Below are 20,008 nucleotides of genomic sequence, written 5' to 3'. Positions count from 1 at the left end.
CATTCATGCCCCTTGTGACCTATCTGGCCGACCGGCGACTGTGGCTGTTGCGAACCCCCGGCTCCTCCTATGCGCTCGCCCTGGACGCCGACGACTGCCCGCGTCACCTCCATTGGGGTCCCTCGCTGACGGCCGAGCAGGTGCCGGCCGTACCTCCGGCGCTTCGCCGTGACGCCTCCAGCTTCACTCTTGGTGGGTACGGTGAGCTGGAGGGGCCGGGTTTCGGTGCCCCGTCCCTGCGGGTGATCTACGCCGATCACGGTGAGGGGGTGGAGTGGCGCTACCTGGACCACTCGATCGACGAAGGCCACCTGTCCATCCGGTTCGCCGACCGTCACCACCCTCTGGAGATCACCCTCCACTACCGCGTGCACGCCGACAGCGACGTGATCGAACGCTGGACGACCCTGCGCCACACCGGCACCGAGCCGATCACGCTGGAGCGCTGTGACTCGGCGGCCTGGACGCTGCCGATGCGCGAGGAGGTCCGGCTCAGCCACGTGGTCGGCGGCTGGTCGTCGGAGAACCAGGTGCGGCGGGAGGAGCTGCCGGTCGGCGAGACCGTGCTGACCAGCCGCCGCGGCGCCACCGGCCACCACGCCAACCCGTGGGTCATGCTCGACGACGGCACCGCCACCGAGGAGCGGGGCGAGGTGTGGAGCGCGGCTCTGGCCTGGAGCGGAAGCTGGCGCATCACCGTGCAGCGGCCCCCGTTCGACGCCGTCGGCTTCACCGGCGGCTTCGGCCACGAGGGTCTGCGCTGGCGGCTGGAGGCGGGCCAGAGCTGGCACACCCCCGTCTTCTCCGGCGTGTACGGCACGGCCGGCTTCGGCGGCATCAGCCGGGCCTGGCACGCCCACGCCCGACGGCACGTCCTGACCCATCCCGAAGAGCTGCGGCCCGTCGTCTACAACTCCTGGGAGGCCACCGGCTTCGACGTCGACCTCGACGGCCAGCTCCGGCTCGCCGACCGCGCGGCCGCCGCCGGCGCGGAGCTGTTCGTGCTCGACGACGGCTGGTTCGGCAAGCGCGGCAGCGACCGGGCCGGGCTCGGCGACTGGCACGTCAACCCGCGCCGCTTCCCCGGCGGCCTGGACACGCTGATCGCCGGCGTGCACGAGCGGGGCATGCGTTTCGGCCTGTGGGTCGAGCCCGAGATGGTCAACCCCGACAGCGACCTCTATCGCGAGCACCCGGACTGGGTGCTGCACATGCCCAACCGGCACCGCCTCACGCTGCGCAACCAGCTCGTGCTTAACTTCGCCAGGCCCGACGTGGCCGCCTGGGCGTACGGCTGGCTGAACCGGCTGCTGGCCGACCACGAGATCGACTTCCTGAAGTGGGACTTCAACCGGGCCTTCACCCAGGCGGGCTGGCCCGGCCAGGACGATCCCGACCGGCTGTGGATCGATCACGTGCGCAACGTCTACACCATCATGGACCGGCTGCGCGCGGCCCATCCCGGGGTGCGGATCGAGGCGTGCGCCGGCGGCGGCGGCCGTACCGACCTGGGCATCCTGGGCCGCACCGACCAGGTCTGGACCTCCGACAACACCGATGCCGTGGACCGCCTGGCCATCCAGCACGGGTTCGGCCAGATCTACCCGCCCGGCGTCATGGGCGCCTGGGTCACCGACAGCCCCAACCCGCTCACCGGCCGGCTCGTGCCGCTGCGGTTCCGCTTCCACGTGGCCATGGCCGGCGTGCTGGGGCTGGGCGGCGACCTGCCCGCGTGGAGCGACGCCGACCTGGCCGAGGCGGGCGAGCTGGTGGCCAGGTACAAGCGGATCCGGCCGGTGGTCCAGCACGGGGAGCTGCATCGCCTCGGCGCGCCCGGCGACTCGCTCAGCGGCGTGCAGTACGTCCGCGGCGACGACATTGTGATCTTCGCCTACCGGGTCGCCACCCGGTTCGGCCACCGGGCGGCCAGGCTACGCCCGGCCGGGCTGGACCCCGACGGCCGCTACCACGACGTGGACACGGGCCGGATCCACCACGGCGTGATCCTCGCCGCGCACGGGCTGGAGCTGGAGCTGCCGCCGGGCGACTACGCCAGCACGCAGATCCACCTGGTCAGGCAGGACTCACCGGCAGCCGGTCACCGGTCCGGCTCGGCGACCAGGTCGTCGAAGTAGGCCTTCGTCACCGGGTGGTAGTCGTCGAACGCGGGCGGTGCCGAGCCGTCCCGCGAGGCGACGAGCAGGTCGAGGTAGTACTCCCAGCCTGGCCCGACCTCGCCCAGGTTCTCCTCCGAGGTCAGGTGCGAGTAATCGTCAATACCTGTGGGGCGAGATTTTTCAGGCGGCTACCGATCCGTCCTCGACGGCCGGTGATTCTTCGGGGCGCTCGACGAGTTTGCCCTTGACGAACGTGGCCCCGGCGCGGACCAGGGCGACGAGGTGGGGGGCGTTGATCGCGCGCCAGCGCTTTTGTGCCGCCTCGATTTGCGGCACTAGGCGGGCAGGATCGCCGAGGAGAAACGTCGGCGCTCGCCGCTGTCCCCGTCGATGCGCTTGTCGATGCGCTTGTCGTTGGCCCGCGGCGCCTTGACCTCGATCGCGCCGGCCGCGGTGAGCAGCTCGCGGGGCTGGTGTCAGCCGTTGCGCACGACCAGCCGACGTCCGGCCTCATCACGCTCGTCGGCGAAGGCGGCGATGTAGGCGTCCATCTCCGCCTACAGGGCGGCGGCGAGCATCGTGCGGGCGCCCTCGCGGACAAGCTGACGGTGCAGATCTTCATGCGGCGGATCTCGCGGCGGCCGTGCCCGATCTCGTCGGTGCGGTCGTTGAGGATCGCCTCGCGCCAGGGCAGAGCCTTGAGCCGGAGGTGCAGGGTGGGCTGGTTGCCCTTGACGATGAACAGGTGGCGGCCTCCTGCGGCGACGATCTGCCGGGCGTGGTCGTGCTAGGTGTGGAGGGCGTCGGCGGTGATGACCGTCTGGACAGGTCCTGGCTGCTCAGCAGGGGTGTGAAGGCGGGGGTCTCGTTCTCTGGCGGAGCCGCGCTCACCTCATCGGGCACGAACCCCAGCCACGGTAGCGTCGCGACCATCACGGCCATCCCGAGCCGATCGGCCGGGCCTCGACCCCGACCTGGATCCACGAACGCCACATCCGCAGGTGTCAACGTGAAGTGTGTGATCAACTCATCGCGGCCGACCTCCGGGAACGACCGCAACTGCTCCAACTGCTCTTGGGAGAACATCTTCTCCGACACCGAACCACCCCACGCTCTAGACCGGACAATCCGGAACAGAACGCAGCGAAAACGATCTTAGGTTCGGATGCCGTCCTTGCATTGCCGCAGGTCAGGGCTATATTTGTTGGATTCTTCGACAGGGCTACTGGGACCCCCGGATTTCCTGGCGAGGTCGCAAGAGCACTTGGCGATTGCGGCACGCCGGTGTTGGCCTTCGACATCGATCCTGCTCCATGCCATGAAACATCGCATCCACTAGGGAAATTGCTATCGCTCCAACACCCGAGCGGTTCCGCTCTCCTATCGTATGCTGTTGGCATGTGTAGGGGAGCGAAAAGATGATGCAGAGCGAGCAGCAGTTCACACTGGCCCAGTTCGCCCGGCGAGTGGGCATCTCCGAGGGCCGCGCGCGCGCCCTCTGGACAGAAAAAGGCCGCCTACCGAAACCCGACGACAGTGACGCCGACGGCCGCCCCCTGTGGCGGGCCTCGACCATCGACCGCTGGTGCCGCCGCACCGGCCGAGCGGTACCCGATAACGCTGTTGGTCTGACCTCCTGGCCGGATGCGAGCGAACCGGCGCCGGTGATGTTCAACGGCGAGGTGGCAGTCCGCCCCTATCTGGGGTCACGGCCCGGCCGGGTGCACGCCATCGTGTGGGACACCCCGCACGGCCACGTGGTCCAGGTGAACTTCTACACCGGCGAGTGGATGGAGCACCTCGACGCGGCCCGAGCCGCGGCGCACGTGCTGGAGCCCGCCCTCTGGGCGGACGCGGTCATCGTCATCGCACCGACAGGACTGTTCGGCGACTCCAGCTACGACCTCTACAACATCGACGGCTACCGGCTGGTCCCCGAGACGAGCACCGCTGCGGCCAAGACACGCCATCCGCTGCTGTCGTTTCTCAAGGCCCCGGCCGATGACGATGAGGAGTTCGCCGACCCCGACACCGTCCCGGTGCAACAGGCGGGTTTGTACGACCCCTCCGAGATCGCCCGGGTCATCGGCCGCCCCATCCCGATGTGGCTGGAGGGCAGCTGCACCCCGGCCGCCGTACAGCGGATGCAGGCCTTCGGACATGAGGCCACCTTCACCACCCCCGACACCACCACCGACTGGCCAACGGTACGCGACACCCTCCAAGCCGCCCGCGCCTGGAACATGCCCGAGCGCTACCCGCAGGCGTTCGCGCAACTGGCCCGCGATGCCCTGGCCACCTTGGCCGAAGTACGCCAAGGCCACGCCGCCCAGCCCGAGCGCGGCGACGGCTGGTACCTGGTCGCGCGCCCGGCCCGCCCCGACTGGCCCATCGACCTGGAACAGGCCGGGAACAGAGCAGCCGAGAGCGCGGTGGATCAGGACGCGGCGGCCACAGAGCTGGTGGATCTGCGCCGGCACGAAAGCAAGGCGCCCTACCCGGGACAGACCGGAGAGGCCCTCAACGACGCGGTGCGCACCCTGGGGTCACTGCTGTATCGGCAACGGCCCCAGCTGGTCTTCGACGCCACCGTGCGCAAACTGGTCACCGACAGCGGCCCCGTGGTGGCGCAATGGCGCCAGACCCTCACCCCCGTCGGCGAGGAAGAGCTGACCAGCCTGCGCGGGACGCGGCGTTTCGCCCGGCTGCTCACCAGCGACATCTCCCCAGCCGCCGAGACCGAATTCGGATCCGTGAGGGAGGCACAGCAGCAGGTCGCCGGAGTGTGGCGGGACCAGGCAGGCCGGTTGACGGTGGAGTTCGCCCAGGAGCGGCACGACGGTGCTGGAGCGCGCCTGGCCACCGAATGGCCGACCGGCCAGCCTGAGGACTGGAACGAGTACACCGTCATCGCCGCCGACCCCACCAGCAACGGCGCGGTCTTCGCCCTCACCCCCACCTCCGACGGCCAACTGCGCGCCGACCCCCTGCCCAACCCCGGCGGCGAACCCCGCTACTCCTGGGGCTACCAAGGAACCGGACCGGCAACGCTGTACAGCGCGGTAATGCGCTGCGCCCTGGGCCTGTGGAATCGCCTCAACGACCAGGAGTGGATCGGGCGGCCCTGGATCGACACCCGTAGCAGCAGCGAACTGTGGCGCCTGATCAGCCAAACCGAACAAGGAGCTTCAATCCGACTACCCTGGCCGCAGATCCAGGAATGGGTGAGCGACGACCAGAAGCGCGTGAAGACGGCCCGCAGGTAAGCCAGATCGCGCCGGGGTCGGTCAGCCGACGAAGACCGGCCCCGGCGGCGAGCAGCGCTTTCACCACCTTCGCTCCTCCGTCGGTGAACAAGCGGGTGACCGCAGCGTTGAGTCGTACATCCGCGTGTACGCCGTGATGATGTGGGCCGACAGTTTCCATCGAGCCAAGCGGCGGGGCACGGCAGTCAGGGCGTGCTGCGCGGCCGCGCGACGTCGGCGCCGGGGCGGAGCGGGACGACGGCCGCGTTCATCGCACCTGGTCCGGGTCGATGCCCAGGGCGTCCTGGATCGCGGTGTCGCGCAGGTATCGGTCGTAGGCGGCCACGATGGTCTCGGCGGCGGCGACCAGGTCCAGGTGGGACCCTCCAGGGCCAGCGGCCCGCGCCGACCGCGCTAGGTCACCTCCCGCCAGGCGTCGACGTTGATCAGGAAGATCCCCAAAGCAGTGCGGGCAGACGCCCTCGCCGAGCGCGGCCAGCTTGTACAGCCCGGTCAACCGGTGAATCTCCTCGAGGGCAGTGCCCGCGAGACGGTGATGGTGGGACGAGACCGTACGGGGCACGCGGTCCTTTTCCTGCCGGGGGAGGGGAGCGCAGGACAATGTGGGCCTTACATCACAGCACACCCCAGCGGCCCGGCGAAGGCCTTCGCTTCTTGCTCGTTGTCCGTGAAAGCCGCTGGTCAGAGCGCTACTGTCGCGCCATGACCATATCGAGAGCACACAAGGCCCTGCAGATCAAGGGCATGGTGAAGTCCGAGGCCGCCGAGACGCTTCCAGGCGAGCCCGGACACATCCCAGAGGCGCACTGTCACATCACCGAGATCGGTGACGAACTGGAGGCCATCAGGCTGATCTCCAACGTGCTGGCCGGGCGCAGTGTCGAAGCGCGCGGCCGGGTCCTGCGCCCGGGCGCGGGGGAGCGGGTCACCTCGATCGTCTCGACCTCCGACGCCCAGGAGCTGCGCCTGCAGGTACGCGGCTACGTCGAAACCGCACCCACACTCGACCCGCGCGCCCAGGCCGCGCACGAGGTCCTGGGCACCGACGTCAGCACCGACGACATCACCTCCGGCGACCGGCTCGCGATCGCCGACCACCTGTTCGCCACCCTGCACGGCTCACACAACCTCATCTTCGCCAACTCCCGGGGCGCGGTGGAGGACTACAGCGACCTGCTCAGCCGCCGCTGCGACACCGGGGGAGTGCCGAACGAGTTCCTGCCCCACCACGGCAACCTGTCCAAGGACATCCGCGAGCACACCGAGTCCCGGCTAAAGGACCGCAGCCGGCCGACCACCGCCATCTGCACCTCCACCCTGGAGATGGGCATCGACATCGGCTCGGTCTCCTCCATCGCCCAGGTCGGCGCGCCCCCGAGCGTGGCCGCCCTGCGCCAGCGACTCGGCCGCTCCGGACGACGCGGCGGCCCCGCCGTCCTGCGGCTCTACATCAGCGAACCCGAACCGACCCCCTGCCATCCACCCCGCCGACGAACTCCGCACCCAGCTCGTCCAAGCCGTCGCGACCATCGAACTGCTTCTGCAACGCTGGTACGAACCTCCCCAGGGCGCGGCTTTACACCTGTCGACGCTGGTGCAGCAGTTCCTGTCCCTCATCGCCCAGCACGGCGGCATCACCCCGGCCGACGCCCACCGCACCCTCTGCGCCCAAGGACCATTCCGTACGATCGACGCGCCGATGTTCGCCGCCTTGCTGCGCGACCTCGGCGCCGGACGGCTCATCCGCCAGGAAAGCGACGGCCTGCTACTGCACGCAGAGGTGGGGGAGCGGCTGGTCAACCACTACACCTTCTACGCCGCCTTCGCCGCCCCCACCGAATACCGCATCGTCACCGCGGGACGAACCCTCGGCAGCCTTCCCCTGGAGAACTCCCCGCCCGAGGGAGCGCTGCTCATCTTCGCCGGCCGCCGCTGGCGCATCCTCACCATCGACACCCACGCCAAGATCATCGACGTCACCCGCGCCTCCGGCGGCCGCCCGCCGCGTTTCGCCGGCCCCGGCCCCGACATCCACGACCGGATCCGCACCCAGATGCGCAGCATCTACGAAGACTCCACCGTCCCGCCCTACCTGGACACGACCGGCCAGCACCTCCTGGCCCAAGGCCGCACCGCCTACCGCCGTTTCGGCCTGCACCACAGCCCGCTCCTCGGCTACGGCGCCGACAGCCTGCTGTTCCCCTTCCGGGGAGACGCCATCATGACCACGGCCGCCCTGGCCCTGCACGCCCGAGGCATCGACGTCGCCCCTTACGGCGTCGCCCTACTGCTCTGCGCCACCCCACCCCAGGCGGCCGCGGAGCTGCTGGCCGACCTGGCCGCCTCCGGCCTCCCCGACGCCGTTGACTTGGCGAGCCTGATCCCCGACAAGAGAATCGACAAGTACGACGACGTCATCGGCGAAAGCCTGCTAACCCGCTCCTATGCCGCCCGCAAACTCGACGTCTCCGGCACCGAGCAGGCGATCGCCACCCTCGCTGCCAAGGCCGCTCCCGCACAGACCGCGCATGCGGAGCCTCCTGTCACTGCGGCTGCGGCATCGCGTCGCCACCGGCTGGGATCTCTTCCCTACGCCGTCGTCGACGTCGAGACCACCTCGACCGACGCCCGCAAGGCCCGCATCGTCGAAATCGCGATCATCCGCCTGCACCCCGACGGTCGTGACGACCGCCTCTACTCAACGATCGTCGACTCCGGAACGGGTCCTGGCCCCACGCGCATCCACGGCCTTACCGCCGCGGACTTGGCAGGCGCCCCGCGTTTCGCGGAGATCGCCGGTGACATCGCGTCCATGCTCGACGGCGCCGTGATCGTCGCCCACAACGCCCGCTACGACACCGAAGTGCTCAGCGCCGAGTTCGCCCGCCTCGGAGCCGCCCCGGACGACCTGCTGTCCCTGTGCACCCTGGCCCTGTCACGACGCTTCGGCCCGCCACTGGCCTCCCACCGGCTCGCCGACTGCGCCGCCGCCGAGGGAATCGATCCCGGCCGGGCACACAGCGCCGAAAGCGACGCACGAACCTGCGCCCACCTGCTGCGCCTGTATCTGGAACGCGCGGCAGCTCAGGACCTGCGCTGGTTCCACCAGATCGGCGCGGTTGGCCACCTGTCCGCTGCGCCCTGGGCCTCATCACCGCCCACCGGCCGCAGTCACCGTCGCAGACGATGAGTATCACGCTTTGACCCTCTCCAGCGGGGTCGTCAACCGGGGGTAGCACGCCACTGGATTCAGGGAGGCAAAGGGGACTTCAGCAGGTCGCGTAGGCGGTGTGCTCAACTGCGGGACGGGCGTCTTTGCGCAACATGTCAGCTATCTGAGAAGCATAATAAAAAATCTACAATGTAAAGGCGTTGGCTCAAAATTCAAGATCATCTAAATATGGACTAAAGACGTATCACCCACAAACACCAGGCCGCCCTTCCTCAGAGCGGAAGAGAGGTGGCCGTGGGCGACTCAGGTGGACACGATGACCTTGTCGCGGAGGCGGTCCATCATTATCCCTCCTGGTATAGGGAAGCCCCGTCGCCGCGATGCCGGGAAGCGGGGCTTCGGGGACAACTGAAGGCGCTGGTCAGGGACGGTCGCGGGGGCGCTTGCGTGCGGGCGGGATCGGCAGGGGCGCGCTGCCGGGGACGATGGTGTTGGAAACGGTGCCGATGGCCTCGACGGTGAGGGTGACGGTGTCGCCGGGTTTCAGCGCCGGAGGGTCCTGGGTGCCGCGCAACCCCCACAGTTCGGCGAGGCAGCCGCCGTTGCCGCAGGTGCCGGAGCCGAGTACGTCACCGGGGCGGACCCAGGCGCCTCGGGAGGCGTAGGCGACCAGCTCCTCGAACGTCCAACTCATGTTGGACAGCAGGTCCCGGCCGACTTCCACCCCGTTGATCTCGGCTGTCAGGGCGAGCCGCAGGAAGCCGTCGGCGACGCGGTAGGGCTCCAGTTCGTCGGCGGTGACCAGCCATGGGCCGAGGGTGGTGGCGGCGTCCTTACCCTTTGCCGGGCCGAGGCCGACCTGCATCTCCCGGGACTGCAGGTCGCGCGCGGACCAGTCGTTGAAGATCGTGTATCCGAAGATGTGGTCGCGTGCCTGCTCGGGAGAGAGGTCGCGGCCCTGGCGGCCGATGACGGCGGCGACTTCGAGTTCGAAGTCCAGGGCGTGGCAGCCGGGCGGCACGGGGACGTCGTCGTGGGCTCCGATCATCGCGTGAGGGTTGGTGAAGTAGAAGGCCGGCGCGTCGTACCAGGCGTCCGGGACGCCTGCTGTGCCGCTCACGCTGCGGCGGACGCCCTCGACGTGTTCTTCGAAGGCGACGAAGTCGCGGACCGAGGGTGGGTCGATCGGCGGGAGCAGCCGTACCTCGGCCAGGGGCAGCGCTGCTCCACCGTCGGGGATGTGGCCGGTGCGGACGACGTCGAGGAGGTCGGTTCCCTGTGGGAAGGGCAGGACGGAGTCACCGTCGACGACGCCACAGCGGCGCAGGCCCAAGTGCTCGAAGGTTGCGAGACGCATGGCGGGGTTCAGACCGGCGGGGCGACGAAGAGGCCGCGGTCGACGTCGTTGAACGACTCCTTGGCGATGAGTTCGTTCATCGGGTTGGCGGTGCCCCACTGGTCGGTGACCTCGGCCTGGGAGAAGTCGTAGACGTGCGGGTGCCAGGCGTCCTCGTCCAGCTCCTCCAGCTCGGTGGTGTACTCCACGGTGTTGCCGTGCGGGTCCAGGAAGTAGGAGAAGGTGTTGTCGCCGGCCAGGTGCCGGCCTGGCCCCCAGATCATCCTGACCCCGGCGCGCAGCAGCCGGCCGGTGCCGTACATGTACTCGTCCAGGCCGCGCAGTTCGAAGCTGATGTGGTGCAGGGAGGCGTGTGGGCCGCGGGCGATGGCGAGGCTGTGGTGCTGGGGGTTGCAGCGCATGAAGTGCATGACTTTGCCCATGTGCGGGTGGGCGAGGGTGTCCGACAGCGCGAAGTCCAGGTGGGTTTCGTACCAGGCGCGGGTGGCGTCGATGTCGGGGGCGTTGAGCACCACGTGCGAGAGCCGGACCGGCACCGCCTCCTTGGCCTCCAGCTTGCGGTGGGCGCGGACGGCGACGTCGGCGGAGACCTCGACGGTGCGGCCGTCGAGGTCGAAGAAGCGGAAGCCGTACCCGCCGCCGGGGGTGTCGATCCTGCCGGGCTCGCTGATCAGCCGGACGCCGGCGGTGCGCAGCCGGGCGGCGAGGGCGTCGGTGTCGGCGGGGGTGGCCGCGCCGAAGGAGATGAGGTCCAGGCGTTTTTCGTCGGCCTGGCGCAGCCGGATGACGTACTGCTCGGGTGAGCCCTCGGCGGCCAGGAAGCTGATGCCGGTGTCGCTGGCGACCTCGGTCAAGCCCCAGACGCCGGAGTAGAACTCCCGCTGTCTGGCGTAGTCGGGCACGGCCAGGTCGACGTGGCGCAGGTGGGTGATGAGCCGGTCAGGCACGGTGCTCCTTGAGGTGGGTGGCGTCGAAGTTGAAGAGGGCGGTGGCGTTGCGGCCGCGGATCGCGTCGAAGGCGGGTTCGTCGAGTCCGGCGGCGCGCAGCGTGGCCACCGGGTCGTCGGCGCCCATGTCGAAGGGGAAGTCGGAGCCGAGCAGCACCCGGTCCGGGCCGGCGGCGCGGACGAGGGCGCGCAGCGCGGCCGGGTCGTGCACGAGGGAGTCGAACCACAGGTCCTTCAGGTAACTGCTCGGTTCGCGGGCGCAGCCGCGCGCGTCCGGGCGCACCCGCCAGCCGTGGTCGGCCCGGCCCAGGTGGGCGGGCAGGTAGCCGCCGCCGTGTGCCGCCAGGATCTTCAGGCCGGGGTGGTGGTCGAGCACGCCGGAGAAGATCAGGTGGGACAGGGCGATGGCGTTCTCGACCGGCTGCCCGACGATGTTCGACAGGTACCAGCGGTCCAGCCGCTCGTTCAGCGTGCAGCCGAACGGGTGCAGGAAGATCACCGCGCCGGTCTGGGCCGCTCGTGTCCAGAAGGGTTCGTAGGCCGGGTCCGACAGCTCGCGGCCGGGGGCGTGGGAGGAGATCTCCACCCCCTTCAGGCCGAGGCCGAGGGCGTGGTCCAGCGATTCCACCGCCAGCGAGGGGTGCTGGAGCGGCACCAGGCCCAGGCCATGTAGCCGGTCGGGGGCCTGGGCGCAGTGCTCGGCGACGCCCTCGTTCGCCAGCGCGCAGACCTCCCGTGCCAGAGCGGGTCCGGCCCAGTAGTGGTAGTGCGAGGGAGAGGGGCTGACGATCTGTACGTCCACCCCGGCGGCGTCCATGCCGGCCAGCCGATCGGGCACCCGGGTGAGGCGGCCGATGCGTTCGCCGACCATCCGCCCGGAGACCGCCAGGGCGTCGGGGCCGTTGCGGCGGGCGTCCAGTTCGCGGTGCGCCTGCAGTCCCGGCTGGCCGGCGACGGCCTGCTCGATCCGCGGCAGGATGACGTGCGCGTGCACGTCGACGGTTACCGCGGGTGCGCTGTCGGCGGGGTGGGTCGTCATGGGCGCCGGGCCACCATCGCGGCGATGCGGCCCATCAGGCCGGGCACGTCGGCGTCCGGGACGGGGTTCAGCTGCCAGTCGGCCAGCTGCAGGGACGCCTCCACCACGGCTTTGGCCCGCTCGTGGCGGCGGTCCATGAAGGCGTCGAACAGCGGCTGGTCGAGGCGGTCGGCGGCGAGCAGCAGCTCGGCGAGGACGGCGGCGTCCTCCAGGCACTGGGCCGCGCCCTGGGCGAGGGTGGGCGGGCAGGCGTGTGCGGCGTCGCCGATCAGCACGACGCGGCCGCGGTTCCAGGGACGCTCCACCAGCAGCGACTCGAACCAGGTGTAGTTGATGCGGTCCGGGTCGGTGATGTCGGCGCGGATCTCCTCCCAGGCGCCGCCGTAGGTCTCGGCCAGGGCCCGCATGTGGGAGGGCTTGTCGGCGTCGGCCACCGACTCGCGGGGCCGGGCCTTCTCCACCAGGTAGGCGTACATGGTGTCCTGGCCGGTGGGGCAGTAGCCGGCGATGAAGCAGGAGCCTCCGTAGACCAGGTCGGTGCGCTCGACGTCCTTGGGGCGGCGGGTGTGGATGCGCCAGATGCCCATGCCGGTCGGCCGGATGGCGGCCTCGACGCCCAGCAGGGCGCGGACCTTGGAGCGGATGCCGTCGGCGCCCACGACCAGGTCGTAGGTGTCGGCGGTCCCGTCGGACATCTGTGCCCGTACGCCGTCGCCGGTGTCGGTGAGGCTTTCCACGGTCAGGCCGAGTGAGATCCGGGTGCCGGACGCGCGTACGGCGTCGGCGAGGATCGCGGCCAGTTCGGGGCGGTTCATGCCGAGCGTGGCCGGCAGGTCGGGGCCGCCGGTGCGGGCGTCGGGGATCTCGGCGATCAGGTGACCGCCGGGGGTGCGCAGTCCGAGGGAGTCGAACGCGAAGCCTGCGGCGGCGACCCGGTCCCAGACGCCGAGGTCGCGCAGTACCCGCAGCGCGTTGCCCTGCAACGTGATGCCCGAGCCGAGCGCGGTGAGCTCCGGTTTGATCTCCGCGATGTGCACGGCGACGCCGCCGCGGGCGAGCAGGATGGCCAGGGCCGATCCGGCGGTGCCGCCGCCGACGATGAGGACGTTCCTTACTGCTGTCATGGGGGGCTCACTTGATGGCGAGGGGGTTGACGGGGGAGCCGACCGCGCCGGTGACGGGCAGCGGGGCGGCGGTGAGCCAGAACTCGTACACGCCGTCGGCGGCGCAGTGGGCGGCGAGGGCGTCGAAGTCCCACATCTCGCCGATGAGCAGGCCGAGGTGGGGGATGACGACCTGGTGCAGCGGTTGGAAGGCGTGGTCGAACTCGTTGGGCCGCACCTCGAAGCCCCAGGTGTCGGTGGCGATCGCGGCGATCTCGGTGCGGTGCAGCCAGTTTGCGGTGGTGAACGACAGGCCGGGTGCGGGGCCGCCGGCGTAGTCGCCCCAGCCGTCGCGGCGGGCGCGGGTGAGCTGCCCGGTGCGCACGCACACGATGTCGCCGCGGCCGACCGTGACGCCGTGCGCCTTGGCGGTGGCGAGGAGGTGTTCTTCGGTGATCGCGAAGCCGTCCGGCAGTTCCCCCGCTTCTCCTTCGCCGCCGAACACGCGGCCGGCGTCGAGCAGGACGCCGCGGCCCGCGACGGGCGCGGCCAGGTGCTCGATGCCGGTGACGAGGTCACCGGCGGAGGTGACCACCGTGTCGGCGGGGCGGCCGTTCCACGCCCTGCCGTGGTCGAAGATGTGGCCCAGGCCGTCCCACTGGGTGGAGCACTGCAGCGGCATGGCGATGACGTCGTCGGCGCCGCCGAATCCGTGCGGGAAGCCTTGGCCGCCGTGGACCGCGTCCAGGCCGGTGTCGGTCATGGTGTGCACCGGGTTGGTGCGGCGGCGCCAGCCTTTTTGCGGGCCGTCGGTGTCGAAGCGCTGGGACAGGGAGAAGGACAGGCCCTGGCGGACCAGCGCCGCGCCCTCGCGGCGTTTGGCCTCGTCGATGAAGTTGACGGTGCCCAGCACGTCGTCGTCTCCCCAGCGGCCCCAGTTGGAGCAGCGGGCGGCGGCCTCGGCGATGGCGCCCTCGGGGTCGGTGCGGTCGAGCATCAGCTCTCCCGCCCGCGCGGGTCGGCCACGCACCGGTTGCGCTGGGCGCCCAGGCCGGTGATCGTCCCCTCCATCACGTCGTCGGGGCGCAGCAGCCGGCCCCGGTGCATGCCGTTGCCGGCCGGGCTGCCGGTGAGCACCAGGTCACCGGGGAGCAGTTCCACGGTCTGGGAGATGTGGGACACCAGCCGCGCCACGCCGAAGATCATGTCCTTGGTGGACTCGTCCTGCATGACCTCGCCGTTGAGTTTCAAGGTCACCTGCAGGTCGCCGGGGTCGGCGACGAAGGCGGACGGCACCAGGTAGGGGCCCAGCGGGGTGAACGTCGGGGCGTTCTTGGCGCGCAGCCAGTCGGTGCCGATCTCCGGCATGTCGCGGCGGAACACCAGTTCACGGGCGGTGAGGTCGTTGGCGATGGTGTAGGCGGCCACGTGCTCCAGTGCCTGCTCGACCGGCACCCGGAAGGCCGGGCGGCCGATCACCGCCGCCAGTTCCAGCTCCCAGTCGGGCTTGGCGCACCAGGTGGGGATCACCACGTCGTCGTAGGGGCCGGTGATCGAGGAGGGCAGGCCGATGAACACGTACGGCTCGTCCTCGGCCGCGCGGCGGTCCATCATCGCCGCGACCTCGGCTCTCACCTGTTCGGCGGGGCGGCTGCCCGCGGGTTCGTGCGCTACCGCCAGGTCGATGACGTGGGTGCGGTAGTTGGCGCCGGACTGCAGGATCTGCCGGGGTTCGACCGGGGCGTGCACCCGCAGATCGGCGAGCGGCAGCCACTCACCCGATGCCGACGCGGTTGCGGCGTGCAGCAGCGGCAGCATGTCGTCCCACCGCTCCAGCAGGGTACGGGTGGTCGGCTCGCCACCGTCCGGCGCGTGAAGCTCGGGGACGGTACGCAGGTTCAGGACGCGATCGCCGGTGATCAGGCCGGGGAAGGCCGGCCCGTTGCCGGCGGAGAAGGTGCCGACCGCGAACGGGCCGGCGAAAGACGGATGTGTTTCCACGAGGTTTCCTCCTGGTGCGGTGCCCTTAACCTTGGGTCACCGGGGTAAATCTGGGAAATCGATTCTCCAGATGGTGATATCCATAGGACGGATACCAGGAGGTAGGGTGAAACCTCGTCGGCCCGGCCTTCGATCTTGTGATGGCCCCGCGAGCGGCTCCCCGCCGACGGTGAGACACTCGGCCAAATTCACAGCGAAGACGGTCCGCACCATCTCATCCACCACATGAATCCCGGAGGGTCCGATGAGACTGGAGAGCCTCGACCTGAATCTTCTGGCCGCGTTGCACGCGCTCTTGGAGGAGCGCAATGTCACCCGTGCCGGAGTGCGGATCGGGCTCAGCCAGCCGGCCGCCAGCGCGGCGCTGAGCCGTCTGCGCCGCCATTTCAACGACGAGCTGCTCCTGCGCGTCGGCAACGGTTTCGAGCTCACCCCGCTCGCCGCCTCACTGGTCGACGCGACGGCACTGGCGGTCAACGTCGTCGACCGGGTCTTCTCCGCCAGGCCCGACTTCGACCCCGCCAGCAGCGACCGTGAGTTCGCCCTGGTCAGCTCCGACTACGCGCTGACCGTCCTGGGCAAGGAGCTGATGCGCACCCTCGATCGCGAGGCCCCCGGTGTCCGCCTTCGGTTCCTGCAGATCAACGTCCCGCGCGTCGACGACATCGACACCACCCTGCGCTCGGTGGACGGCCTGCTGATGCCGCACGGCTTCATCTCCACCCATCCGGCGGTGAACGTCTACACCGACCGATGGGTCATCGTCGCCGACCGCGACCACCCCGCCCTGCGCGACGGCATCACCATGGACCACCTGCGAGAACTTCCCTGGGCGGTGACCTTCCGCGGCCCGACGGCGATCGCCTCGGCGGCCCGCCAGCTCACCATGCTCGGCGTGGAGCCACGAGTCGAGATCGTGGTGGAGAACTTCCAATCCCTGCCGTTCCTCATTCCCGGCACCCGGCGCATCTGCCTGCTGCAGGAACGGCTGGCCCTGCGGCTGGCCGGGTTGGAGGACTTCCAGATCCTGCCCTGCCCCTACGAGGCGGTGCCCGTCATCGAGGCGTTCTGGTACCACGCGGTCCACCAAGCGGACGCGGGTCACCGGTGGCTGCGCACGGTTTTTGCCGAAGTCGGTAAACGGGTGGAGCGGCAGTGAGCCGCTCCACCCGTTTACCGGAACCTCCGGCCGTCGCCGTACCAAGCCCGGCGACGGCCGGCTACCGCCGGGCCCTATGCCGCCCGGTCACTCAAGAGACGCGGAACGTGCTGGTGAGGGAGATGTTGCGCGAAGAGGCGCCGACCTGCACCGTGTACTGTCCGGACGGGGTGGTCCACCGGTCGGCCTGCGCGTCCCAGTAGGACAGCGGACGGTTCGGCGCCGTCGGATCCACGACGACCTCCACCATCCGGGACGTGTTCGGTGCCAGGGTCACCCGGGCCCAGCCGGCCAGCCGCCTGGGCGGTTCACCGGCCTGGGCGGGCAGTCCGAGGTAGACCTGGGCGACCTCGGTGCCGGTGCGCGTCCCGGTGTTGGTCACCAGGAACCTGACCTTGATCGGCTGCTTGCCGTCGGTCTGGGGCGGGGTGACGTTGAGGGTGCTGTAGGAGAACGTCGTGTACGACAGCCCGTGCCCGAAGGGGAACAGCGGTGCGATGTTCTTGCTGTCGTACCAGCGGTAGCCGACCTTGAGCCCCTCGGAGTAGTCGACCTGGCGGATGCTCTGGTCTCCGTCGGGACGGACTGTCCCGCCGCCGGGGAGCACACCGGGGTACTGCCGGGGGGATCCGGCGGTGGGCAGGTCCGACAGAGCGGCGGGGAAGGTCTGCGGCAGCTTGCCCGACGGGTTGACGTCTCCCCACAGCAGGGAGGCGATCGCGTTGCCCTGCTGGACTCCGGGATACCACGCCTGCATGACGGCCTTGACCTTGCTTAGCCACGGCATCAGGACCGGGCCGCCGGTCTCCAGTACGACGACGGTGCGCGGGTTGGCCGCGGCCACCGTCGAGATGAGGGCGTCGCCGCCGCCGTCCAGGGAGATGTCGGGCAGGTCGGCGAACTCACCTTCGGTGTAGTAGCCGAAGACGACGGCCACGTCCGCGCTCGCGGCGGTCCTGGCCGCCTTCGCCGGGTCGCTTCCGTTGTCGAAGACGACCTGGCTGCCGTTCCTGGCCGCCCGCGCGGTGATCGCGTCGAGCGGCGCGACGGGGGTGGGGCAGTCGACGTAGGTCCCGCCCGGGGGCATGAGCCAGGTGGCCGAGCAGACGGTGCTCGCGCTGACGCCGTTCGTCGGGGTCCGGGAGGCGGTCGGCCCGATGACGGCGATCGTCTGTTTCGTTCCGCCGAGCGGGAGGGCGGCCGCCTCGTTCTTGAGCAGCACGCTGCCCTCCTCGGCCACCTGGCGTGCCACCGCCTGGTTCGCCGCCGTCGAGACGTTGGCGGCGGCCGTGGCCGGCAGGGGGCGGTCGAAGAGTCCGGCGGAGATCAGCGCCCGTACGACCCGGAAGGCGGCGGTGTCGATCTGCGCCGAGGTGATCTGCCCGGCGGTGAGCGCGGCCTTCAGTTTCTCCGGCGTCCAGTAGGAGGGTTTGTTCAGCTCCTGGTCGAGGCCGGCCTTCAGTGACGCGGCCGTGGAGGTGACCGCCCAGAAGTCGGAGACGACGAACCCGCCGAATCCCATCTCCTTGCGCAGGTGATCGGTCAAAAGGGTGGGGTTCTCGCACGAGTAGACGCCGTTGACCTGGTTGTAGGCGCACATGACGCCACCGGGCGAACCCTTCGTGACGGCGATCTCGAAGGGCAGGTTGTAGATCTGGTGAAGGGTCCTCTCGTCGATGTTCGACGAGCTCAGCGTGCGGTCGGTCTCCTGCTCGTTGCCGACGAAGTGCTTGAGCACCGACAGGACGGGGGCCTGGGGATTTCCCTTCTGGATTCCCTGGATCTCGGCTGCGGCGAGGTCACCGCTCAGCAGGGGGTCCTCGCCCAGGTACTCGGAGGTGCGGCCGTTGAGCGGGGTGCGTCCGCTCGCGATGCTCGGGCCCAGGAAGACGTTGCGTCGCTTGCGGAACGCCTCGTCGGCGAGGGTGCGTCCTTTGGCGGTGCTCAGGGCCGCGTTCCAGCTCGCCGCCTGCGCGATGGGGGCCGGGAAGGCGGTCACGCCCGTGTCGCCGCGGATTCCGAAGGGCCCGTCGGTGTAGGTGAGGGCGGGAGCGCAGGCGACCTGGGCGGGGTAGAGGACGCCGTCGGGGAACTGGGTCTGCTGCGGGCTGGCGGCGGGCTGTTCCACCAGCCAGCGCATTTTCTGCTCCAGGGTGGAGTTGTCCAGAAGGGTACGTGCGCGTGTGTCGGCGGACTTGGTCGTGTCCATCCATGAACAGGCGGCCGATGTGGCGTTCGCCGTCGTGATGTGCAGGGCGGTGGCGGGGATGACGATGCAGAGGGCGAGGGCGAGTCGCCTCTTTCGTCGTGTGCGATGGTGCACCTGATCCTCCGAGGCTGAAGGTGGGGGGATGGCGCGGAACCGTCGTCCAGGTGTTTCCGACAGGTTTCGCGCTCTGCACGGATCATCAGCCGCCGGGTGAACACGGAGATAGGCCAGGATGAACCTCTTGTAGCACGGAATTACCGTCGGCTGCGGCGTCGCCGCCGACACGCGTATGTCACGCATCGAGGGGTTTTGGCGACGCCGAAGACCCCCTCCGCTGCGCATGTGCTCGAAGTCGTCGCAGGCCGACCGGCGAGTGTTCGCCTCTTCGCCACATCCGGAGCGGAGGGGGAGATGATGGAGATTCCGCTCCGGGCGCCGGTGGGCGTCCGGGGTCGGCTTGAGAGCGCGGGTATCGGCCGCCTATGAGACCGGGATCGGTGTGCCCGGCTTCACGACTGTTCGGCCGGGACGGTGTTGAGCGGCGACGACGGTACGGCCAGGACGGTGGCGACGAGGCCGGCCAGTACCAGCGTCGCCACGCCGATGACGGCCAACGACGCGCCGAGTCCTCCGGTCACCGCAGTCAGTGCGCTGACGAGCAGGGGGGACAGGAACTGCCCGAGGAAGAGAGCGGCGGTCCACAGACCGGTGCCTCGGCCACGTTGGGCGAACGACAACGTGCCGACCGCCCAGGTGACCAGGGTCGGCAGCAGCAGGCCGGTGGCGAAGCCGGTGAGCGCCGCCCCCACCACGATCATCGGGACGGCATCCGTGGCGAAGATCAGGAGCAGGCCGAGCCCGGACAGGACGAACTCCACGACGAGCAGGGTCTTCGCTCCGCGGGCGGCCACCTTGGCGAACAGTCCGGCGCCGACGGCGGTCGCCAGCGACATCAGCGCGGTGATACCGCCGACGGCGGCGGTGTCGGTGACGCCCACACCGTCCAGGACGTAGGAGAGCTGGACGATCAGCGTGTAGAAGACGATGCCTGCGCCCACGGTGACCAGGCTGGGGACGGCCAGGGTACGCCAGGGCCAGGGCTGGCGTGCCTCGTGTCGTGAGACGGCGGGCTGCCACAGCAGAATCACCATGGGGATCGCGGCCAGCGCGGCGGCCCCGTACAGCCAGAAGGGCGTGCGCCAATTGTCGGCTCCGAGCAGGCCGCCCAGGACGAAGAAGGCGGTCGCCGCGATCGTGGTGACCAGAGTCTGCAGACCCAGGTAGCGGATGCGGCGGGGACCGGACCAGTAGTCGGCGATCAGAGTGGTGCAGCACGTCATGATGGCCGCCTCGCATACGCCGACCAGCATGCGGCTGACCAGGATGGCGTGGAGGGAGTCCAGGTAGAGGGGGGCGGTGCCGAAGACCGAGTAGGCGACCATGGCGACGGTGAGCAGGCGCTTGCGGTCGAACCTGTCGGCGACGGCGCCGGCGAAGGGGGCGCCCAGCGCGATGAACAGCGCGGGGATGGTCAAGATTACTGGGACCAGGATGTGAGCGCCCGGGATGGCGGCGAAGTGCTGGCTCACGCGGGGCAGAACCGGTGAGAGCAGGACGGCGCCGAGCACAGGCATGCAA

General features: G+C 69.9%; 16 protein-coding genes and 2 pseudogenes. 5 read left to right on the top strand and 13 right to left on the bottom strand.

Annotated features, from left to right (window positions below; all coding sequences use genetic code 11):
- Positions 1-5: 5 nt before the first annotated feature.
- Positions 6-2,135 carry an alpha-galactosidase gene (locus ACVCAG_RS23035; RefSeq protein WP_440085988.1) on the top strand — a complete coding sequence of 710 codons (2,130 nt, stop codon included), beginning with the start codon at positions 6-8 and terminating at the stop codon, positions 2,133-2,135.
- A gap of 162 nt (positions 2,136-2,297) precedes the next feature.
- Here ACVCAG_RS23035 and ACVCAG_RS23030 read toward each other — a convergent pair whose 3' ends face one another.
- The 3 genes and pseudogenes from ACVCAG_RS23030 to ACVCAG_RS23020 form a co-directional block, all read right to left on the bottom strand.
- Complete coding sequence (locus ACVCAG_RS23030) at positions 2,298-2,453, bottom strand: hypothetical protein (protein ID WP_440085989.1); 156 nt, start codon at positions 2,451-2,453, stop codon at positions 2,298-2,300.
- Positions 2,454-2,455: 2 nt separating this feature from the next.
- Positions 2,456-2,731, bottom strand: a pseudogene (locus ACVCAG_RS23025) (transposase); the annotation flags it as partial.
- 4 nt (positions 2,732-2,735) lie between these two features.
- A complete protein-coding gene (locus tag ACVCAG_RS23020) occupies positions 2,736-3,203 on the bottom strand; it encodes a DUF4158 domain-containing protein (protein WP_440086070.1) in 468 nt (155 codons plus the stop codon).
- Positions 3,204-3,535: 332 nt separating this feature from the next.
- Between ACVCAG_RS23020 and ACVCAG_RS23015 the strand changes: the two genes are divergently transcribed.
- Positions 3,536-5,383: a hypothetical protein gene (locus tag ACVCAG_RS23015; protein WP_440085990.1), complete on the top strand. Its 1,848-nt coding sequence runs from the start codon at positions 3,536-3,538 to the stop codon at positions 5,381-5,383.
- A 247-nt stretch (positions 5,384-5,630) separates the two neighbouring features.
- Here the strand turns inward: ACVCAG_RS23015 and ACVCAG_RS23010 are convergent, their stop codons facing one another.
- Together ACVCAG_RS23010 and ACVCAG_RS23005 are read right to left on the bottom strand one after the other, a co-directional pair.
- On the bottom strand, positions 5,631-5,879 hold the full coding sequence (locus tag ACVCAG_RS23010) for a hypothetical protein (RefSeq protein WP_440085991.1): 249 nt from the start codon (positions 5,877-5,879) through the stop codon (positions 5,631-5,633).
- 185 nt (positions 5,880-6,064) lie between these two features.
- Complete coding sequence (locus tag ACVCAG_RS23005; RefSeq protein WP_440085992.1) at positions 6,065-6,499, bottom strand: hypothetical protein; 435 nt, start codon at positions 6,497-6,499, stop codon at positions 6,065-6,067.
- Positions 6,500-6,538: 39 nt separating this feature from the next.
- On the opposite strand from ACVCAG_RS23005, the pseudogene ACVCAG_RS23000 reads away from it, so the two are divergent.
- A pseudogene (locus ACVCAG_RS23000) lies at positions 6,539-6,748 on the top strand (helicase-related protein); the annotation flags it as partial.
- Positions 6,749-6,977: 229 nt separating this feature from the next.
- Positions 6,978-8,573 carry an exonuclease domain-containing protein gene (locus ACVCAG_RS22995; protein WP_440085993.1) on the top strand — a complete coding sequence of 532 codons (1,596 nt, stop codon included), beginning with the start codon at positions 6,978-6,980 and terminating at the stop codon, positions 8,571-8,573.
- A 403-nt stretch (positions 8,574-8,976) separates the two neighbouring features.
- Here the strand turns inward: ACVCAG_RS22995 and ACVCAG_RS22990 are convergent, their stop codons facing one another.
- From ACVCAG_RS22990 to ACVCAG_RS22965, 6 genes are read right to left on the bottom strand one after another with little or no spacing between them, the layout of a single operon-like run.
- The gene (locus ACVCAG_RS22990; RefSeq protein ID WP_440085994.1) at positions 8,977-9,912 is read right to left on the bottom strand and encodes a fumarylacetoacetate hydrolase family protein; all 936 of its coding nucleotides are present in this window, start codon (positions 9,910-9,912) and stop codon (positions 8,977-8,979) included.
- A gap of 8 nt (positions 9,913-9,920) precedes the next feature.
- Positions 9,921-10,859 (bottom strand): VOC family protein, encoded by a 939-nt coding sequence (locus tag ACVCAG_RS22985; protein WP_440085995.1) that lies wholly within the window; start codon positions 10,857-10,859, stop codon positions 9,921-9,923.
- The gene (locus tag ACVCAG_RS22980; RefSeq protein ID WP_447190266.1) at positions 10,852-11,898 is read right to left on the bottom strand and encodes an amidohydrolase family protein; all 1,047 of its coding nucleotides are present in this window, start codon (positions 11,896-11,898) and stop codon (positions 10,852-10,854) included. The genes ACVCAG_RS22985 and ACVCAG_RS22980 overlap by 8 nt, the downstream gene beginning before the upstream one ends.
- Positions 11,895-13,022 carry an FAD-dependent monooxygenase gene (locus tag ACVCAG_RS22975; protein WP_447190265.1) on the bottom strand — a complete coding sequence of 376 codons (1,128 nt, stop codon included), beginning with the start codon at positions 13,020-13,022 and terminating at the stop codon, positions 11,895-11,897. Before ACVCAG_RS22975 ends, ACVCAG_RS22980 begins: the two co-directional genes overlap by 4 nt.
- Before the next feature lie 7 nt (positions 13,023-13,029).
- Entirely contained in the window at positions 13,030-13,998 is a 969-nt protein-coding gene (locus ACVCAG_RS22970; RefSeq protein ID WP_440086000.1) for a cyclase family protein, read from the bottom strand.
- Entirely contained in the window at positions 13,998-15,002 is a 1,005-nt protein-coding gene (locus ACVCAG_RS22965; protein WP_447190264.1) for a fumarylacetoacetate hydrolase family protein, read from the bottom strand. The genes ACVCAG_RS22970 and ACVCAG_RS22965 overlap by 1 nt, the downstream gene beginning before the upstream one ends.
- Before the next feature lie 244 nt (positions 15,003-15,246).
- Here ACVCAG_RS22965 and ACVCAG_RS22960 point away from each other — a divergent pair, with 244 nt between their 5' ends.
- Positions 15,247-16,161, top strand: a complete 915-nt coding sequence (locus ACVCAG_RS22960) for a LysR family transcriptional regulator (protein WP_440086004.1) — start codon at positions 15,247-15,249, stop codon at positions 16,159-16,161.
- 91 nt (positions 16,162-16,252) lie between these two features.
- Here the strand turns inward: ACVCAG_RS22960 and ACVCAG_RS22955 are convergent, their stop codons facing one another.
- A complete protein-coding gene (locus ACVCAG_RS22955; protein ID WP_447190263.1) occupies positions 16,253-18,370 on the bottom strand; it encodes a beta-glucosidase in 2,118 nt (705 codons plus the stop codon).
- A 509-nt stretch (positions 18,371-18,879) separates the two neighbouring features.
- Positions 18,880-20,004, bottom strand: a complete 1,125-nt coding sequence (locus ACVCAG_RS22950; RefSeq protein ID WP_447190262.1) for an MFS transporter — start codon at positions 20,002-20,004, stop codon at positions 18,880-18,882.
- Between the last annotated feature and the right edge of the window lie 4 nt (positions 20,005-20,008).

It is taken from the genome of Streptosporangium sp. G12 (assembly GCF_052983175.1).
The sequence above is the reverse complement of the archived record's forward strand: the minus strand, read 5'-3'. Positions and strand labels throughout refer to the sequence as shown.